This is a genomic window from Catenibacterium sp. GCM10023432 (assembly GCF_042651925.1).
GTDB classification, from domain to species: domain Bacteria; phylum Bacillota_I; class Bacilli_A; order Erysipelotrichales; family Coprobacillaceae; genus Catenibacterium; species Catenibacterium mitsuoka.
Genome location: NZ_JBHSEB010000076.1, coordinates 1 through 17,419, shown reverse-complemented (window position 1 = coordinate 17,419; position 17,419 = coordinate 1). Strand labels below are relative to the sequence as shown.

Sequence of the window (17,419 nt, the reverse complement as noted above, 5' to 3'; positions counted from 1 at the left end):
TTATTTAACCCCCTTCATTAAGTTACACATACGGTCTGCATTGCTGTCAACAAGATGTTCTTCTTCCTTGAACATTCTCTGTCTTGCCATTAATTCATCAAAATCAACATTTAAACCATCAAAGTCCGGTCCATCAACACAGGCAAACTTGATTTTACCATCAACAGTTACACGGCAGCATCCGCACATACCAGTACCATCAATCATGATTGGGTTAAGTGAAACCATTGTCTTAATATCTCTAGGTTTAGTTACTCCAACAACTGCCTTCATCATTACAACTGGTCCAATTGCAATAACTTCATCATACTTTTCACCCTTATCAAGTAAATCAGTTAAAACATCAGTAACAAAACCTTTTGTACCTGCAGAACCATCATTAGTAGCGATATATACATTATCACAGAATTCTTTAAAACGATCTGCCCATAATACATACTGTTCTTCACGTCCACCGATGATTACATCAACCTTAGTACCAAGTTCTGCTAGTTTTCTTAACTGTGGGAATAATGGTGCACTACCCACACCACCAGCTACACCGATAACATGATCCTTCTTTTCAAGATGTGTAGGGACACCAAGAGGACCTACGAAGTCAGTGATATAGTCTCCTTCTTCTAACTTAGCAAGCTGTTTAGTAGAGTAACCTACAATCTGATAAATTATTGTGATTGTTTCCTTTTCTCTATCATAATCAGCAATTGTAAGAGGGATTCTTTCTCCGTCTTCTCCTACACGTAAAATAATAAACTGCCCTGGTTCACATTTTCTTGCAACCATTGGCGCATGTACTTCCATTAACTGTACAACGTCATTAAGTACTTCTTTTTTTACAATCTTATACATATTCTCAATCCTTTCTGAATCTTATTTAATCTTATCACATATTAGGTTTCTATTCAATGTCGCTTGATAGTAAATTAATGCGCTAACATGTGGCATTTTCAATAATTGAGAGATTGTTGACAGATGTAATTATTTGTGGTTTAGTTTATGAAGCAAGGAGAATAATTATGAGTCGAAGAGTTGTATTTTTTGATATCGATGGTACTTTATCTACAGAAACAGACTTCACTGTTCCTGAAAGTACAAAAAAAGCAATTAAACTAGCTCAGGATAATGGACATATCCTGATGGTGAATACAGGACGTACTATTTGTATTATAGAAGATGTAATTAAAGAATTAGGATTAGATGGTTATATCTGTGGTTGTGGAACTAATATCTACTATCATGGTAAAGAAATCTATCATGCTAAACTTCCTTCAAAATTAAAGAAAGGAATTGTGAATAAAGCGGTAGAATTAGATATTGATGCCGTATTAGAAGGTCCTGAATCTATTTATTTCCCTGAAACAATTAAGACAAAAACAGTTCAGGAAATCAAAGAACATTATAGTGATATTAAAGTAAATGTTCCTGTATATCATAAAGATGATGAACCTAATTTTGATAAGTTCACTGCATGGTATACACCAGAAGATGATATTGAAGCATTTAAGGATGCATTTAAAGATGATTTAGAATATATCCAGCGTGCTGAAGACTTCATTGAAGTAGTTCCTAAAGCATGTTCTAAAGCAACAGGTATTCAGACATTTATTGATCTCATTGGTGCTTCTATAGATGATTGTATTTCTATTGGTGATTCTACAAATGATCTACCAATGTTGACTTATACTAAGGAATCAGTAGCTATGGGTAATTCTAATCCTGTTCTATTTGATTATGTAACGTATATTACAACTGATATTGAAGATGATGGCATCTACAATGCCTTAAAGCACTTTAACGTCATCTAATCAAAAAGCAGCCGTTCTAGGCTGCTTTTTGAAATGATACGATTCTTTCTCCATGGAATGAGACTTGTCCCTTTTGTCCTTCTAGATATTCATGAGGTTTTGTTACTTTGAGTGTAATTTCTTTTCCTAGCTCAGATTCAAATATGATCTTATCTTCAAGGACTTCTTTTACAATCACATCTTCAGTGATGTAGTATTTTGTAAGGAACAAATATAAGAACAACAATAGTAGAAAAATAAAAAGCACAAGATTCACCTCTTTCTTATACAATTATTGTAACAGAAAAGATGTGTAATACTTGTGATTTTTTTGATTTTAGAATATTTTTTTAATGAATGGGATTTTCAATACAATATATAGAATCAGTACGCCGCTCATATTCAGAATGATATCATCTATATCTGCTGATCCAACCTTCCAAATATATTGAATGACTTCTACTCCTATAATCATGAATAAGAAAAAGAGAAAATAAGGTAGAAATGAACGCATTGGTTTACATAAGACATATACAAAATAGCCAAAAGGCATGAACAACATGACATTCCCAATCATATTCAGAATGATATTCTTAATTGGCAAGGTATGTCTTGTATAAGCTGTGTAATAGAGAAATATTGTCTTTAATGGACTGATATTCACACTACTTATAACTTTAACATGTCTTAATGCTGGGTTAAGGAACAATTGATAAGTAAGATTTATAATGTAGATGATGAATGCGATACTATGCAGTATGTAAAACATTCGTCTTTTATTTTTTACTACATTTCTTGCACCATAAGCGTAGCCCACCAAACCAATCATCTGAATAATAACAAGCACAAATGTCTGTGTAATAGAAAACTTGATTGTATAAGAAATGATATCTATTAATTGAATAATAAAAGCGACAGCTGCAGTAAGTAAGAATAAAAAACGTTTATGTTTCATGACAGTGTCCTCCAAAAGCACATTTTAATGAGTTCACTTATATGAGTCAATAAACGATTCAATTTAACATAATTTAACACAAAAAAGAGGAGAGCCGTAAGGCTTTCCTCTAAATGGTTTTAAGAATTATTTCTTAGCGAATGGAGATTCGTAATCGTAGATTGTTTCTAGGATAGCTTCCATATCTTTAACCATAGGCATTCTTGGGTTAGCAGGAGTACACTGGTCTTCGTATGCGTTCATAGCGATTCTATGTACTGATTCTTCCCAATCAGCTTTGCTGATGTTCTGTGACTTAACGTTTACAGCACCACCAACTTTTACCCATAACTTTTCAACAGCCTGTGCGAACATTTCAACACCTTCTGCATCAGTCTTTGGATGTAAGCCGATTAATTCTGCTAATTCTCTATATTTCTTATCTGCCTTATAGTCTTCGATCTTTGGCCAGATGTTTAGCTTAGTTGGAACTGTACCATTGTATCTGATTACATGTGGTAATAACATACCGTTAGTACGTCCATGAGGAATATGCCATTCTCCACCGATCTTATGAGCTAATGAGTGGTTCATTCCTAAGAATGCGTTAGCGAATGCCATACCTGCGATTGTTGCAGCGTTATGCATCTTGATTCTAGCATCAGGATCACCTTCAAGTACTGACTTTTCAAGGTTTTCGAATACTAACTTAACAGCCTGTTTAGCCCAACCATCAGTGAAGTCAGAAGCTAAGATTGAAACATATGCTTCAATAGCATGAGTTAATACGTCGATACCAGTATCAGCAGCGATTCTTGGTGGCATAGACATAGCGAATTCAGGGTCAACAATTGCGATTGTTGGAGTTAAAGCGTAGTCAGTTAATGGATATTTCTTGTTTTCCTTAGTATCAGTGATAACTGCGAATGGAGTTACTTCTGAACCTGTACCTGAAGTAGTTGGGATACATACTAACTTAGCTTTCTTACCAAGTTCTGGGAACTTGAATGCTCTCTTTCTGATATCCATGAATTTCTGCTTGATGTCGTCGAAGTTAACTTCTGGATGTTCATACATTAACCACATAACTTTAGCAGCATCCATTGAAGATCCACCACCGATAGCGATGATTGTATCAGGCTGGAAGCTCTTCATGATTTCAAGACCCTTAAGAGTCATATCTAAAGATGGATCTGGTTCAACGTCGATGAATAAGTCAACGTCTACTTTGTTACGTCTTCTCTTGATAACGTCTTCGATCTTTCCTACATAACCAAGGTCATACATACCTCTGTCTGTAACGATCATTGCTTTCTTCATTTCCTTCATATCTCTAAGATATCTGATTGAATTTCTTTCGAAATAAATCTTTGGAGGAAGTTTAACCCATTGCATATTGTTGTTACGTCTCCCTATTCTCTTAATATTTAGTAAGTTAATAGCACTTACGTTGTTTGATACTGAGTTATGGCCATAAGAACCACAACCAAGTGTTAATGAAGGTAAGAATGCATTGTATACTGAACCGATACCACCGAATGTAGATGGAGCGTTTTCAATAATACGGATAGCTTTGATTCTCTTACCGAATGCTTTAGAAATTTCATGATTAGTAGTATGGATTGCAGCTGAATGTCCTAAACCGTTGAATTCAACAGTCTGAGCAGCCTTTTCAATACCATCTTCAGTAGAGTTTGCTTTGATCATACCTAATACTGGAGAAAGCTTTTCTCTAGTCATTGGTTCGTTAGGACCGATTTCCTTAACTTCACAAACTAAGATCTGAACATCATCAGCTACTTTGAAGCCAGCCTGTTCAGCGATCCAAGTAGCGTTCTTACCTGGAACGATGCTGTTTAATCTAGCTTCATTTACGTTTTCACTGTATGCTGTTGCACCGAACATGAACTGTTCAAGTTTCTTCTTTTCTTCAGCATTACAGAAATGTACATGATAACGACCAAGTTCTTTCTTGAATTCATCATAGATTTCGTGATCTACAACAACTACCTGTTCAGATGCACAAATCATACCATTATCAAATGATTTTGATAAATAAATATCGTTTGCTGCCATTTTGATTTTACAAGACTTTTCTACATATGCTGGAACGTTACCAGCACCTACACCTAAAGCAGGTTTACCACAAGAGTAAGCAGCCTTAACCATTGCGTTACCACCAGTAGCTAAGATAGTAGCAACACCTGGATGATTCATTAATGCACTAGTTGCATACATAGTTTTCATTGGTAACCACTGGATTACGTTCTTAGGAGCACCAGCTTTTACAGCAGCATCTAACATTACCTTAGCAGCCATAACTGAACAGTCATGAGCACCTGGGTGGAATGAGAAGATGATTGGGTTTCTAGTCTTCATAGCGATTAAAGACTTAAAGATAACTGTAGAAGTTGGGTTTGTTACTGGAACGATACCACAAACAACACCAACTGGTTCAGCGATTTCAGTGATACCAGTAAGTGGATCTTCATTAATAATACCTACAGTCTTTGTATGACGCATGTTGTTAGTAACATATTCACAAGCGAATAAGTTCTTAACAGCTTTGTCTTCAAATACACCACGGCCAGTTTCTTTTACTGCAGCTTCTGCAAGAACACCGTGCTTATCAAGACCAGCAACTGACATCTTTGCTACGATGTAGTCAACAGTTTCCTGGTCAAAACCTTCGAATTCATCTAATGCTGTTAATGCGTTATTAACTAACTCATCAATGCAAGCATCAGTCTTTTCTTCTGTCCATTCTTCAACTTTCTTTTCGACTTTCTTATCAGCCATTTTTATATCCTCCATTGACCAAAATATTTCTTCTTCATATTTTGTAAGTTCACTATACATGAGTTCTTGTGAAAAAACAAGCATACTTTTGTGAAAAATTACACAATTTATAAAATGCATTTACTGAAAACGTTTGCAGTTTAGGGATATCCGATTGTGCTATTTTATACTTAGTTTTTATCAAAAATTTAAATTATAATTATTTTTTATAGTGATAGAATACTCTCAATTTTGTGAGCGTTTTCTCTTAACATCTTTCGCTGAACGTATCTACAGTCTTTAATATCTCTCTTGCAATATTCATCTTATCCTTAAATAAGGCACTCATACTACCAATTGACTTGAAAGGATCCTGTAACAAGACCTTCTTGTCTTCAATAAAACCATTCTTCACAATATAATCTACTAATAATTCTACAAAGTGAATCTGTCTAGAATTCAAGCTCTGATCATCTAAGAAACGTGAGAACTCAGCCATAGCTGCTTGTCTATCTAATCCTACTATCTTTCTAATTAATCTTGTGATAGGTGTATCACCAAAATGTAATCGATAATCATCTTTACTTCCCAGGTCTATCCATAATAAGTTTTCTAGATGTTTCATTTCATCCGGTGTAATGACTTGATTATGTCTAAGCTTATAGATAGCTTCATCATCTTCATGTGCTTTTAAATAATGCTGTACTTTCTCTTTATAGTTCTCTAAGCCTTCATCATTATAGAAAGCATCATTCATCTTTGTTTCAATGATTTCATCTTCAAAATGTGTATCTACTGGATCTACTATTGGACCAGGGTCTAAATACTTAACCAACCCTCTAATCTTCTCACGTAGTACTTCTAGATCAAAATAATTAGCTGTCTTCCAGTAATCAGGATCTTTGGCACATTTCAGATATTCCGCATTATCTGCAATATCAGGTGTTGTTTGTTTTTTATACAATTCATCAGCCATCATAATAACCTTATTAATTACCTGACTTGCATCATAATGATTGAGATAAGCCATTTCAATCATATACATCTGTCTATCAAAGAACTTTGCACGTTTATCTTCATCATGAATCACAACAAGAGAAGACAATTCATCTTTAATATAATGTGTATCCATTTCATTCAGATTAATCCAGTTATCTGGATTCTTATATTGATGCACATATTTCAAATGCATCTTTACATTAAAGCTGTCTTCATTGAGTGATTGAATATAACCTGACATTTCTTTGATCTGTTTATTGATTTCATCTACATAATCCTGATCGGAGGCATTTTGTTCGAGTGCATAAAGAATATCAACACGTAACTTATAGATACGTTGAGAGAGTGATTCTATAATACCTGATTTTTCAGGACGCTGGTCTACTCTGAAGTAATCCATATTTCCTAGGTAATCAAATATCAAGAATCCTTTCTTGTCATCTCCTGGACCATACAAGTCTGTTCTTAGTCTTGTTCCTCTTCCAATCATCTGCCAGAATTTTGCTTTACTTCTTACTTTCTTAAAGAATACAAGATTAACGATATCTGGTACATCTATACCTGTATCTAGCATATCTACACTAATAGCTATTTGAGGGTAACTGTCTGTTTTACTGAATCGATCTATCGCATTTTGTACAAATTTTGTATTAAATGTAATCACTTCAGCAATCTTCCCCTTGTATTCAGGATAGAGTATATCGAATCTCTCTTTAATCTTATTGGCATGATTTTGATTGGCAGCGAAGATAATGCTTTTTCCTATCTTATCTCCTCCTTCAATTTTAATACCATGTTCCATCAAATCTCTGATCACAGTATCAATAGTATTAATATTAAAAACAAACTTATTCATTTCACTTGAAGTGATTGTATCAGTATTAGAGAAGTGTTCTTCAAATTCTTTCTTTTCTTCATCGGATAACTCATCATAGTGAATACCTTCCTCTAGAAACTTCATTTTAGTTTCATAAGAATGGTAGCTGACTAAGTATTTGTCTTTGACAGCTGTTTCATATTCATAAGCATATGTAGGGACACCTGTTTCTAAATCAAATATAGAATATGTATTAGCCCCAATACTATCTTTAGGTGTTGCGGTTAAACCTATGAGTAAAGCATCAAAGTAATCAAATATATCTTTATATTTGTTGTAAATACTACGATGGCTTTCATCAAGAATAATGAGATCAAAGTGTCCTGGTGTGAATAAACGATTACCATCTTTACTTCTTGTTTCATCGATTGCATTCATCATTGTAGGATAAGTACTAAAGATCATTCTTGATACTTCTGGGTCTTCTTTGTTTTCACATAGATTACAAGTCGTCAGGGAAGGAAGAAGGTTTACAAAGTTCTTCTTTGCCTGATTCACTAATGCAGTACGATCGGCAAGGAATAGTATATTCTTTGCCCAATCCGCTTTAGTCAATACATCTACTAAACTAATCGCTACACGTGTTTTACCACTCCCTGTTGCCATGACAAGTAATGCTTTACGACTTCCCTTTTCAAAGTCTTCACATGTTCTTACAATGGCTTCTTTCTGATAATAACGATTTGTGATGGCATCCTGTATAACAGGTTTAGAAATACTTCTACGCGTATCTCTTCTATCTATAAGTAACTGTATTTCATCCTGTGAGAAGATAGAAGAAACCCTTCTATCTGGATACATCATGTCATCCCAGATAAATGTTTCAAAACCATTCGTATAGAATATAACAGGTCTTAATCCGTATTCTTGTTCAATACAGTCCGCATAAAGTTTTGCCTGGTTACGTCCTACACGAGGATCTACACTTGTTTTCTTTGCTTCTATAACAGCAATAATCTTTCCTGTTCTTCCACGTAAGATATAATCCACAAAACCTTCTTTTGAATCTGTTGGCATATGATGAACAGGATATTCTTCCTCTACATTTGTATCAAAATCCCATCCTGCTTCCTTCAGCATTAAATTAATATAAAGCTGTCTTGTCCTCCATTCAGGAATCTTATTCACATCAACATATTTAACAGCTTTATCTTCTTTTCTCTTAGCTGCCCCTTGTCTTCTTAATTCCTCATTTTCAGCAACTAATCGAGCCAGTTCTTCTTTTTGTTTTTCTTCTTTTTCTTTCTGTTTATTAAGAATATCTCTTACCTGTTCTTTTAAATCTTTATTCACAAACATGTGTGTTTGATCAGGTAACTTAGTAGGATCAAATTCAGGTAATTGTTGTTGATAATCTATTCCATAAGAATAGTTCATCCAGTTAACAAGTCTATAGAGATTATTTAAAGCAAGAACTGCTTCTTCTCTTTTTACTTTTTTACTTGTATGTACTGCAAAATTTCCTAAAGTAATAACGTATCTAATTCCTTCATAGATTTCTGTTGGAATAATTTGTTTAAATGTATATTCATTGACTAAAGCACTTAGATTATCTCTATAAGGCATCTGTAAGTCTATGTCATTCTTATACATGTAATGTACTGCTTGTTCTAATGCACGTCTTGTAAGTATTGCACAGTTAGCAGGTGATACCATTAATCCTTTTTCTGCTTCTATACATGTAAAAGCAAAGTCCTGGAATTCTGTTTTGTTTTTTAAAAAAGTAAAGTTCAACAGTACCATCTCCTTTATGTTTCTATTATATCCTAAAAAAGAACTTTATTGGGAATAAATGATGAATGAGTTATTGGAATTACTTGAGAAATCTGAAAAGGATGTTAGAAATGGTAGAGTAGCACCTATAGAGGATACTTTTAAAGAATTGAGAGATATGTTAGGTAGTGGTGATTAGCAGCTAAGGCTGCTTTTTTAATGGTTAGAAGGTTATGGATTTTAGGAGTAATAGTGAGTGGTTATTGAGAAGCCTTGATTTATCGATTTCTTCTACGAATGATGCGAACTTAACCTGCAGTGTTAAATCAGGAACTAAAATCTCTAAATTAGCAATATCCTGTAAACTTAAATTAGCTCTACCGGTATCTGACTTCATTGAATTATACATCATTTGTGCCTTATCAGAATTTAAATAATATAGTAAATAATTATCTGATATAGTGTTATCTTTTATTCTAACCAAAGCTGCTGCTTGATTCATATTTGCTTTACAATCCATATTAAATTGTGCTGCTCTTCCTATTGATGCACCAACAATATTAATTAAATAATCACCTTTTTGAATCATAGAACGCTTTTGTTTTTCATTAAACGCATCCTCAACATATTTAATCGAAGAAAAATCCATGTATCCTTCTCTAACATTTTCACTTGTAACAAATAAAGTTTGTGTACTATCCTCAGTATAAGAATATCCTTGCCAACTAGGTGATGCACCTTTCGTTATCAATTCACTTAATTCACCTAACTTTAAAATTGGAAATGAATATGTATTTTCTATAGGATCCCCAAACATCTCCACAAATCGGGCTCTAACTAACTCATCTAGTAATTCAAATTCATTTTCCTTTCTCCTAACTATTTCTTTTGATTTAGAAATAATATTTACAATCTTTCTCTGAACTTCAATACTAGGTAACTCAATTAATGCATCTGTTAAATTTTTAAGCTTAATATACTTAATAACTCCACCAATAGACTGCTTTCTTAACTCATCTATATAACTTTCCATAAAAAAATACAAATACGGCATAAACAACAGTCCATCACTGTCGTCTTCAATAATATAAGTTCTCTGATATGCATCAAACTTACCATTATAATACTTCACATTAAGATCACCGTTACCAGCAACTAATACGCATTCACAATCATATGAGTATGTATTTATTTTTAGCGGCTCTTTTGAACATGTAAAAAAGGGATATTGTCCATTTTCATCTGCTGCATTAGCATCCAATTTACCTGTTCTAATTTTGGTAATATCACCTATCTTTATCTTCACCGATATTCTACAAATGCAGATTTGCATTTAACCATGAAATCAGGATTTGTAGACTTCTCTACCATCCCAATTTTTCACTCTATCAAGCCACAAACTTTCTATGTGACTCTTTTACATTATTCTGATTAACCATTGCATAATGCATAGTCGTATCTATCTGTGAATGACCTAATAAACTCTGTACCTGTTCAATAGGCATTCCCTTATCTATAGCTCTAGTAGCTACTGTTCTTCTAAACTTATGTGGATGTACTCTATGTATGCCTAAACGTCTACCTAAATTCCTTAATCTTATCTCTACACCACTAATCTGTAACCTATTAAATGGTTTATCTAAAGAGACGAATAATGCTGGATTATCATCTGTTCGGCTCTTTAGATAATTCTTTAAGTGTATTTTTGTTCTTGCATCAAAGTATACAGGTCTTTCCTTATTTCCCTTACCAAACACGACACATTCTCTATTCTCAAAATCTATATCTTCTATATTAATATTCACTAGTTCCCCTACTCTCATACCTGTAGAAGCCAACAAATCAATAATAGCTAAATCTCTTAAATTATCACAACTATCCCTTAAACACTCTAAAGCCTCATCAGATAAAGTTTCTTTAATCACCTTATCTGTTTTTATCTTATGAATCCTCTTCATAGGACTCTTAAGAATATAGTTTTCTTCCTCTAGCCAAGAGAAGAAACTACTTAGATTTCTTCTAATATTATCAATACTCACCTTAGAACAATTGTTTATCTTCTGATAATCAGTGAGATATGTTCTTAAATGATCGGTAGTCATATGTGTGAAATGTATATCTGTTCTATTCTCCAACATTACTAAAGTAGACTTATAGTATTGTGTTGTTCTTTTTGAACATCCTTCTATCTCTTTAGATGCAATAAACTTATCTATGAGTTCCATATTAGAATATTCAAAAATATCCTGAATACTATCTTCTTGCATAATAAAAGTTACGTTATCCAGACAAGACTTTAATGTTCTATGTAACATTTCCATCTGTGCATTATCTAGATAACGTAACAATTTCTGTTCAATTTCTTTAATAATAGTTTCTTTCATGTTGATAACCTCCGTTACCAACATCATCTACACCCTATTAAACAAATTTATTCAATTATATTAACCAAAATACTCTTGCATTAAGCTATCAAATAGTTCTTGTGAAGCTTCTAATGACTTCTGTATTCGAGACCTTGATTTATCGATTTCTTGTACGAATGATGCAAACTGGTTCTGGAGTTCTAGAGGGGGAATATTTATCCTTATTTTTAATAAATCAGCCTTCGTAGTGCTTGGTAAAGTTGTTGCCTTATTCAGTTTCATAAAATTATAAAACTTACAAAAACAATAAAAGTATTGATAATGCAAATAATCGCTATTTGGAATGACTCCAAAAGCAGTATCAACATTCCAAAATTTCTCTTTCATTAACATCGGATTATTGATAGAACCTTTTCTGCCTACAACTATTGTGTTTTCGGGACATAAGTACTTACTGGCTCTTGCAATCTCTCCGCCTGTCCCGACAACCGGGTAACCACCATCACTAACCAATACTTTTTTATAATCTCTTCCATTTTTTATAGTTACTACTTCATTCCATATTTTGCTTTCCCACTTATCACAATCCTCTATTTCCCCAAACATCTCCACAAATCGGGCTTTAACCAATTCATCTAATAGTGCCAGTTCTCTTTCATAATTATTTATAGTACTAGAAACATTATCTAACACTTCGATGATTTTTTTTTGCTGATGCAAAGGAATTACTGGAATTCTAAATTTTCTAAGTAAAGATAGGTTAATATTATTCTGTGCAACTCCTCTACCAAGATTGTTTACATCCTTCTTTTTTGACTTCAAATAATAATATAAATATTCTTTTAAAATATTTGAATCTTCTTTTAAAGATAACCCTGCTATTGCTTGGTTTGTACATGCATCAATTTTTAAAATTCCAACTTCTCCTAACGTAGCAAATATCGAATATAAAATAGTATCACTTTTTAACATCTTGGTAGAAGAGTTATTTAAACCTTCTTCTGTTATAAATTCTTCAGCAGAATCTATATACTTCGATTTCATATCTTTAATTTTTATCCAAGGTATATTCCCATTATTCCAATAATCAGACTTTGATCTAGAAGGAGTTCCCCCAGATACAATTGTACATATTTCTTCAAGTTTTACATATTCCACCCTAACTCTACAAATGCAGATTTATCACCCACATTTAACTCCTTTCTAGTCCTTCAATAAAGACTTTAATTCCTCAATACTCTCTTCTATTTCTTTATTAAGTGCTTCAATATCACCTAATATCTCATGAGTAGGACGATACTCAACCTTCTCATAAACAATCTCTTTATATTTATTAATAGAAAGATCATAATCATTCTCTGCAATCTCTTCTTTAGGTACAAAGAAACTCTGTTCTGTTCTCTTTCTATCCTTCTCTTCATCTAAATGTTCATATCTATGAATAATATCTGGAATATCATTCTCTTCTACTGGTGAACGCTTATCATCTAATGAAAGACCATCAGCTTTCATATCATAGAACCAAACATTATCAGTACCACCCGTAGTAGTCTTAGTAAATACTAATATAGCTGTAGATACACCTGCATAAGGTTTAAATACACCACTAGGCATAGAAATAACTGCATGTAACTGGTTATTCTCTACTAGTTCTTTTCTAATACTCTTATGTGCTTTACTAGAACCAAATAATACACCATCAGGTACAATACATGCACATCTACCACCTACCTGTAATGAACGTAAGAATAACGCAATAAAGAGTAATTCTGTTTTCTTAGTCTTACAAACAGACAATAAGTTTTCTGCGACTACCTCATAGTCTAATGACCCCTTGAATGGCGGATTTGCGAGTATTAAAGAGTACTTATTCTCATCAATATTCTGCTGTGAAAGGCTGTCTCTATATTCTATTTGTGGATTATCTACATTATGAGTAATAAGGTTCATAGCCCCAATTCTAAGCATTGTAGAATCCATATCAAAACCATTAAACATCTTATTATTAAAATGTTCTTTAAGTTTATCATCTAAAAATAGTTCTTCATGTTTATCTCTTAAGTATTTTTCAGCACCAATAAGGAACCCTGCAGTACCCATTGCAGGATCACATATTGTATCTGTAGGTACAGGTTTTACAAGATTTACCATCATATCAATAATATGTCTAGGTGTTCTAAACTGTCCATTTGTACCAGATTTTGCAAGTTTCTTTAATAGATGTTCATATAAGTCCCCTTTTATATCTGTTTCTTCTGTATTGAGACCATCTATTCCTGTAACTACTTTCTGTAGCAAGTTAGGTGTAGGAATCTTAAAGATTGCATCTCTCATAAATCTTGCATATGAAGATTCACCATCACCCTTCAAATTCTTAATGAATGGGAATAATTCATCATTCATAATTTGATACATCTTATCTGCACTACCAATATCTTTAAAATGATGCCATCTCAAATATGGTTTATCTTTAGGGAATAAACCTTCATATTCCATCCCAAATAGTTCAGCATCTGCTTCATTCTTTGTTTCTACTTCATCTAATTGTTTCATAAACATAAGATAAGTGAATTGTTCAATGACATCTAAAGGGTTAGTAATTCCTCCTGTCCAGAACGACTCCCATATCTTATCTACCTTATTCTTTAATTCTCCTGTTAACATAATGACCTCCATATCTTTTGACATTATAACATAGTTCACTCCACTAAAAAAAGAACAACTCATATCCGAGCTGTTCTTAACATTTTGACTTCATGTTAATCATCTATTTACCCAATATTACTTAAGCCAATTTTCTTTATAATATTTCGTAACTTTGTTTATTATTGAACAATAAAGATTAAAATTAATCAGATAACTGCCTTTAGGAGAAGAAAACTCTACTCCATCATAAATACCTACCCCAAACCAAGATATTTCCATTGTATCGTTGATTTTTCTATACATAACATCAGGAATGTACAAACCATCCCTAGCATGCGTCCAAGAGTGACTAAATGCCCAATCATTCAATTGTGTATAATATGCATCAAACTCATCCTCATTGTTAGAATCATAATCTCTTGCATTAATATCCAATTCAATTGCAGAATCACCTTTCACGTTAAATGGGAAAGGTATTTCCATTAGTGTTGGATTGATTGTCTCATCTAGATATAAAATCAGTTCATCAATGTTACCCGTCAATGAATATACTTTACCATCAAATGAATATTCTAATATATTTACATTTTGAATATATAATTTCATCAACATATATCTTTCTGTTGTATCAACATTTTCTAATTCAATTGCAAATTCATTCTTATTTCCAAATAACATTTTATCTCTTTCCTTTCATTATTTTCTTATATTCTGAATAAGTAATTTTATTATCATTCAACATCTTTTTTAGTATACTAGTTGGAATATCTCTAAAAGTAGAAACGCCATAACAATGGTATCCATTATTGGGAGTATTATCAGGTTGAAATTTCACAATATCACCATTATCAGTAATATTATATATTTGTTTTCCATCTTTGTATCCTGTGTCAAGAAGTTTTTGACCTTCTTTTTGTGTCTTAACAGGATTAAGAGAACCAAATCCACCTACATCATGTTTTTTTGTAGGTACATATTTAGGAGTTACTTTTAATTCATTAACTTTTTGTTCTAAAGCACTGTTGTCAATGGTAGTTTGTGGAGAACCACTTGTACCATGTGCTAAACCAGAATCATGCGTATTCATTTGTGTTTTGTTGGCTACAAATAATATTTCTGTTCTTAAGCATATTATTAGGAATAATCACATTAATTCCTTTTGATTTAGCATAAGAGAATATTAGATTTGATTGTTTATTGTTAACAGTAACGTCGTATACTATGATTGCTTTTAGTTTTGGTAAATCATCAACTACTTTTTTAACAGCTTTTGTTAATAGATCATAGTCGATTTTATCATTAATTTTACCTTTTGTACTAAATGCAACAATCGAAACATTCTTTAAACCATCTGTAATATAAATCAAATCACGCTCATTTGCATATGATATATTAGGAATAGTCATTGCATTACATTCTGTTGTTAACCAGATTGCTACTTCTCTAGCCCTGCCTAATCGATGATAATTGCGATAGTTATGAACATCACCACAAACAGAATAATCTGGTGATATAAAATATTTTACATCTTTAAATCTATCCTTAAATTCATTTAATCGTTTCACATCGTTATAATAAATTGCTTGATATAGCCCCTTAGGACCATCAAATTTGTTATCATAATCATAAAACGATACTGCTGTATTCATTGTCTTGTGATAATCACTAGGTTGACTATAAAGCGCAATATAGTCAGGATATTCATGAATATCACAATACAGTACAGGAAGATCTAATAAGCCCTCCGTTACGGTTTGATTAGTTAAATCTAAAATATTTAAATTTAACTTTTTCATTAAATCTTGTTTAAATCTCATTTATCATACCTCATTTCTTTTGATTTTGTTTGCCGTCCAGGCATTTACATTTTTATGAGTGTATGATAATATAACTTTGCTAATTAATTGTGTATTTAACCATACACTCAATTGATCACAAAGACTATCTACCAAATAGCTTTGTGATTTTTTTATGCTCATAAGCACCACCTCCTTCAAGCCAGTATACTATTGTATTACCAATTATTTCTAACATTTTGCATTTCTTCTTCCTCATCGTAATCATAATAATTAAAACTTTTTGGAGCAATTGAATCAATAAATGTTTTATATTTAGTAACTATCATTTCATCCATGTCTTTTTCATCATAGTTTCTTTTTGAAAAATCAATTTTTCTTAATGTATCTAATCTTTTAATTGCTGCTTGTTCAGAAACTCCAAACCATAAAATTAGATTCTCTTTAGAAATTCTTTTGCCTCTTTTAATTAATTCATTGATAATTTGTTCTGGCATCAATAATTGGGCAGCAAAAAAATTAGCTTCAATTTCTTGAATTTGATAATTAGATGAATCATTTAATTTATGATGCATTTGGTCATGCCCAAACTCATGTGCAATACTGAATCTTATTCTACTTTTAGAGCTAATCGACTCATTATAGAAGATAATTTTATTGCCATTGTTAAAATCCATAATAATAGCATCATTCGATCCAAAACATTTCATATCAACACCATACATTCCTGCTTTTAAATATGTTTTACAAGGTATATTTGAACTTCCTTTTACCACTTTTTTTACAAGAAATGGAAATCCGCTAATCTCTCTAGAAGAAAGTAATATCATATTAGCTTTCTCTAGGCACTTTTTAAAATCAGGTTGAATTCTATTAGATATCATCGTCATCATCACCTTCTTCATCATCAAATATATCATCGAATACTAGTTTAAGCATATTTTCAGCCTTTTTTAACTGTTCTTCATCCATTTGTCCAAGACCTCTTTGAAGATACGAAAGTTTTGCATCGCTTGTATCATCATTCTCTTCAATATTATTTCCTAGAAGCTTATCAATAGATATACTATATTTTTTCGATATACTCATTAGTATATCTTCTCTAGGAACAACTCCTTTATTTTCCCACATACTAACAGCACTTTTAGTTACACCAAGTTGTTCTGCTAAGTCTTGCATTGTGAGATTGTTATTTCTTCTTAACATACTGATTGACTTACTAAAATTTTTATTCGCCATATCTCATCTCTCCTTTTTATACAATTTAATTGTACTCGTAAACTAAACGCTTGTCAATAATAATCTTGTACTTGTTAAGTAAAATTGTACTTTTCAATGATAAATCATTATGTTCTAAAAAGAGCATTAATTATATGGGCTAATCAATGCTCTTAATTATGGAGTAATTAAATAGACTTGGGGTTAACTCAAGCTTTAAAAATCCCAGGGGTGTGAGTAAACTGGTTCAAAAGTCAAGGACAGAATGTTGACAGTCCCTGCTAAATGAGCATCACCGCAAGGTGATG

Annotated in this window: 15 protein-coding genes; 1 reads left to right on the top strand and 14 read right to left on the bottom strand. The window is 32.4% G+C overall.

The features are described 5' to 3' along the window. Positions 1–849 carry a sulfide/dihydroorotate dehydrogenase-like FAD/NAD-binding protein gene (locus tag ACFOZZ_RS10220; protein ID WP_055234482.1) on the bottom strand — a complete coding sequence of 283 codons (849 nt, stop codon included), beginning with the start codon at positions 847–849 and terminating at the stop codon, positions 1–3. A gap of 167 nt (positions 850–1,016) precedes the next feature. Here ACFOZZ_RS10220 and ACFOZZ_RS10215 point away from each other — a divergent pair, with 167 nt between their 5' ends. Beyond that, complete coding sequence (locus tag ACFOZZ_RS10215) at positions 1,017–1,805, top strand: Cof-type HAD-IIB family hydrolase (protein WP_055289825.1); 789 nt, start codon at positions 1,017–1,019, stop codon at positions 1,803–1,805. A 16-nt stretch (positions 1,806–1,821) separates the two neighbouring features. Here ACFOZZ_RS10215 and ACFOZZ_RS10210 read toward each other — a convergent pair whose 3' ends face one another. The 13 genes from ACFOZZ_RS10210 to ACFOZZ_RS10150 form a co-directional block, all read right to left on the bottom strand. Further along, positions 1,822–2,052, bottom strand: a complete 231-nt coding sequence (locus ACFOZZ_RS10210; RefSeq protein ID WP_055234481.1) for a hypothetical protein — start codon at positions 2,050–2,052, stop codon at positions 1,822–1,824. Between the two features lie 69 nt (positions 2,053–2,121). Then, entirely contained in the window at positions 2,122–2,739 is a 618-nt protein-coding gene (locus ACFOZZ_RS10205; RefSeq protein WP_055234479.1) for a VanZ family protein, read from the bottom strand. A 126-nt stretch (positions 2,740–2,865) separates the two neighbouring features. Continuing rightward, on the bottom strand, positions 2,866–5,517 hold the full coding sequence (adhE, locus tag ACFOZZ_RS10200) for a bifunctional acetaldehyde-CoA/alcohol dehydrogenase (RefSeq protein ID WP_278779366.1): 2,652 nt from the start codon (positions 5,515–5,517) through the stop codon (positions 2,866–2,868). A gap of 247 nt (positions 5,518–5,764) precedes the next feature. Continuing rightward, complete coding sequence (locus tag ACFOZZ_RS10195) at positions 5,765–9,115, bottom strand: DEAD/DEAH box helicase family protein (protein ID WP_376815192.1); 3,351 nt, start codon at positions 9,113–9,115, stop codon at positions 5,765–5,767. A 193-nt stretch (positions 9,116–9,308) separates the two neighbouring features. Continuing rightward, entirely contained in the window at positions 9,309–10,391 is a 1,083-nt protein-coding gene (locus ACFOZZ_RS10190; protein WP_376815191.1) for a restriction endonuclease subunit S, read from the bottom strand. Positions 10,392–10,473: 82 nt separating this feature from the next. After that, entirely contained in the window at positions 10,474–11,469 is a 996-nt protein-coding gene (xerA, locus tag ACFOZZ_RS10185; RefSeq protein ID WP_337472810.1) for a site-specific tyrosine recombinase/integron integrase, read from the bottom strand. A gap of 60 nt (positions 11,470–11,529) precedes the next feature. Further along, a complete protein-coding gene (locus tag ACFOZZ_RS10180) occupies positions 11,530–12,609 on the bottom strand; it encodes a restriction endonuclease subunit S (protein ID WP_376815190.1) in 1,080 nt (359 codons plus the stop codon). A gap of 45 nt (positions 12,610–12,654) precedes the next feature. Next, complete coding sequence (locus tag ACFOZZ_RS10175; protein WP_279068769.1) at positions 12,655–14,115, bottom strand: type I restriction-modification system subunit M; 1,461 nt, start codon at positions 14,113–14,115, stop codon at positions 12,655–12,657. Positions 14,116–14,232: 117 nt separating this feature from the next. Beyond that, positions 14,233–14,775 carry a hypothetical protein gene (locus ACFOZZ_RS10170; protein WP_279068770.1) on the bottom strand — a complete coding sequence of 181 codons (543 nt, stop codon included), beginning with the start codon at positions 14,773–14,775 and terminating at the stop codon, positions 14,233–14,235. 1 nt (position 14,776) lies between these two features. After that, entirely contained in the window at positions 14,777–15,184 is a 408-nt protein-coding gene (locus tag ACFOZZ_RS10165) for a hypothetical protein (RefSeq protein WP_376815189.1), read from the bottom strand. Next, positions 15,171–15,914: a DUF4417 domain-containing protein gene (locus ACFOZZ_RS10160; RefSeq protein ID WP_006507008.1), complete on the bottom strand. Its 744-nt coding sequence runs from the start codon at positions 15,912–15,914 to the stop codon at positions 15,171–15,173. Before ACFOZZ_RS10160 ends, ACFOZZ_RS10165 begins: the two co-directional genes overlap by 14 nt. A gap of 197 nt (positions 15,915–16,111) precedes the next feature. Then, entirely contained in the window at positions 16,112–16,777 is a 666-nt protein-coding gene (locus tag ACFOZZ_RS10155) for an ImmA/IrrE family metallo-endopeptidase (RefSeq protein ID WP_006507009.1), read from the bottom strand. Continuing rightward, positions 16,767–17,132, bottom strand: a complete 366-nt coding sequence (locus ACFOZZ_RS10150; protein WP_006507010.1) for a helix-turn-helix domain-containing protein — start codon at positions 17,130–17,132, stop codon at positions 16,767–16,769. Before ACFOZZ_RS10150 ends, ACFOZZ_RS10155 begins: the two co-directional genes overlap by 11 nt. Positions 17,133–17,419: the final 287 nt, after the last annotated feature.

What these genes read in the sequence shown, in the direction of transcription:
- ACFOZZ_RS10150 (WP_006507010.1), bottom strand. Translation starts at nt 17,132, where the DNA reads ATGGCGAATAAAAATTTTAGTAAGTCAATCAGTATGTTAAGAAGAAAT.
- ACFOZZ_RS10155 (WP_006507009.1), bottom strand. Translation starts at nt 16,777, where the DNA reads ATGATATCTAATAGAATTCAACCTGATTTTAAAAAGTGCCTAGAGAAA.
- adhE (WP_278779366.1), bottom strand. Translation starts at nt 5,517, where the DNA reads ATGGCTGATAAGAAAGTCGAAAAGAAAGTTGAAGAATGGACAGAAGAA.
- ACFOZZ_RS10195 (WP_376815192.1), bottom strand. Translation starts at nt 9,115, where the DNA reads ATGGTACTGTTGAACTTTACTTTTTTAAAAAACAAAACAGAATTCCAG.
- ACFOZZ_RS10205 (WP_055234479.1), bottom strand. Translation starts at nt 2,739, where the DNA reads ATGAAACATAAACGTTTTTTATTCTTACTTACTGCAGCTGTCGCTTTT.
- xerA (WP_337472810.1), bottom strand. Translation starts at nt 11,469, where the DNA reads ATGAAAGAAACTATTATTAAAGAAATTGAACAGAAATTGTTACGTTAT.
- ACFOZZ_RS10170 (WP_279068770.1), bottom strand. Translation starts at nt 14,775, where the DNA reads ATGTTATTTGGAAATAAGAATGAATTTGCAATTGAATTAGAAAATGTT.
- ACFOZZ_RS10175 (WP_279068769.1), bottom strand. Translation starts at nt 14,115, where the DNA reads ATGTTAACAGGAGAATTAAAGAATAAGGTAGATAAGATATGGGAGTCG.
- ACFOZZ_RS10160 (WP_006507008.1), bottom strand. Translation starts at nt 15,914, where the DNA reads ATGAGATTTAAACAAGATTTAATGAAAAAGTTAAATTTAAATATTTTA.
- ACFOZZ_RS10215 (WP_055289825.1), top strand. Translation starts at nt 1,017, where the DNA reads ATGAGTCGAAGAGTTGTATTTTTTGATATCGATGGTACTTTATCTACA.
- ACFOZZ_RS10220 (WP_055234482.1), bottom strand. Translation starts at nt 849, where the DNA reads ATGTATAAGATTGTAAAAAAAGAAGTACTTAATGACGTTGTACAGTTA.
- ACFOZZ_RS10165 (WP_376815189.1), bottom strand. Translation starts at nt 15,184, where the DNA reads ATGAATACGCATGATTCTGGTTTAGCACATGGTACAAGTGGTTCTCCA.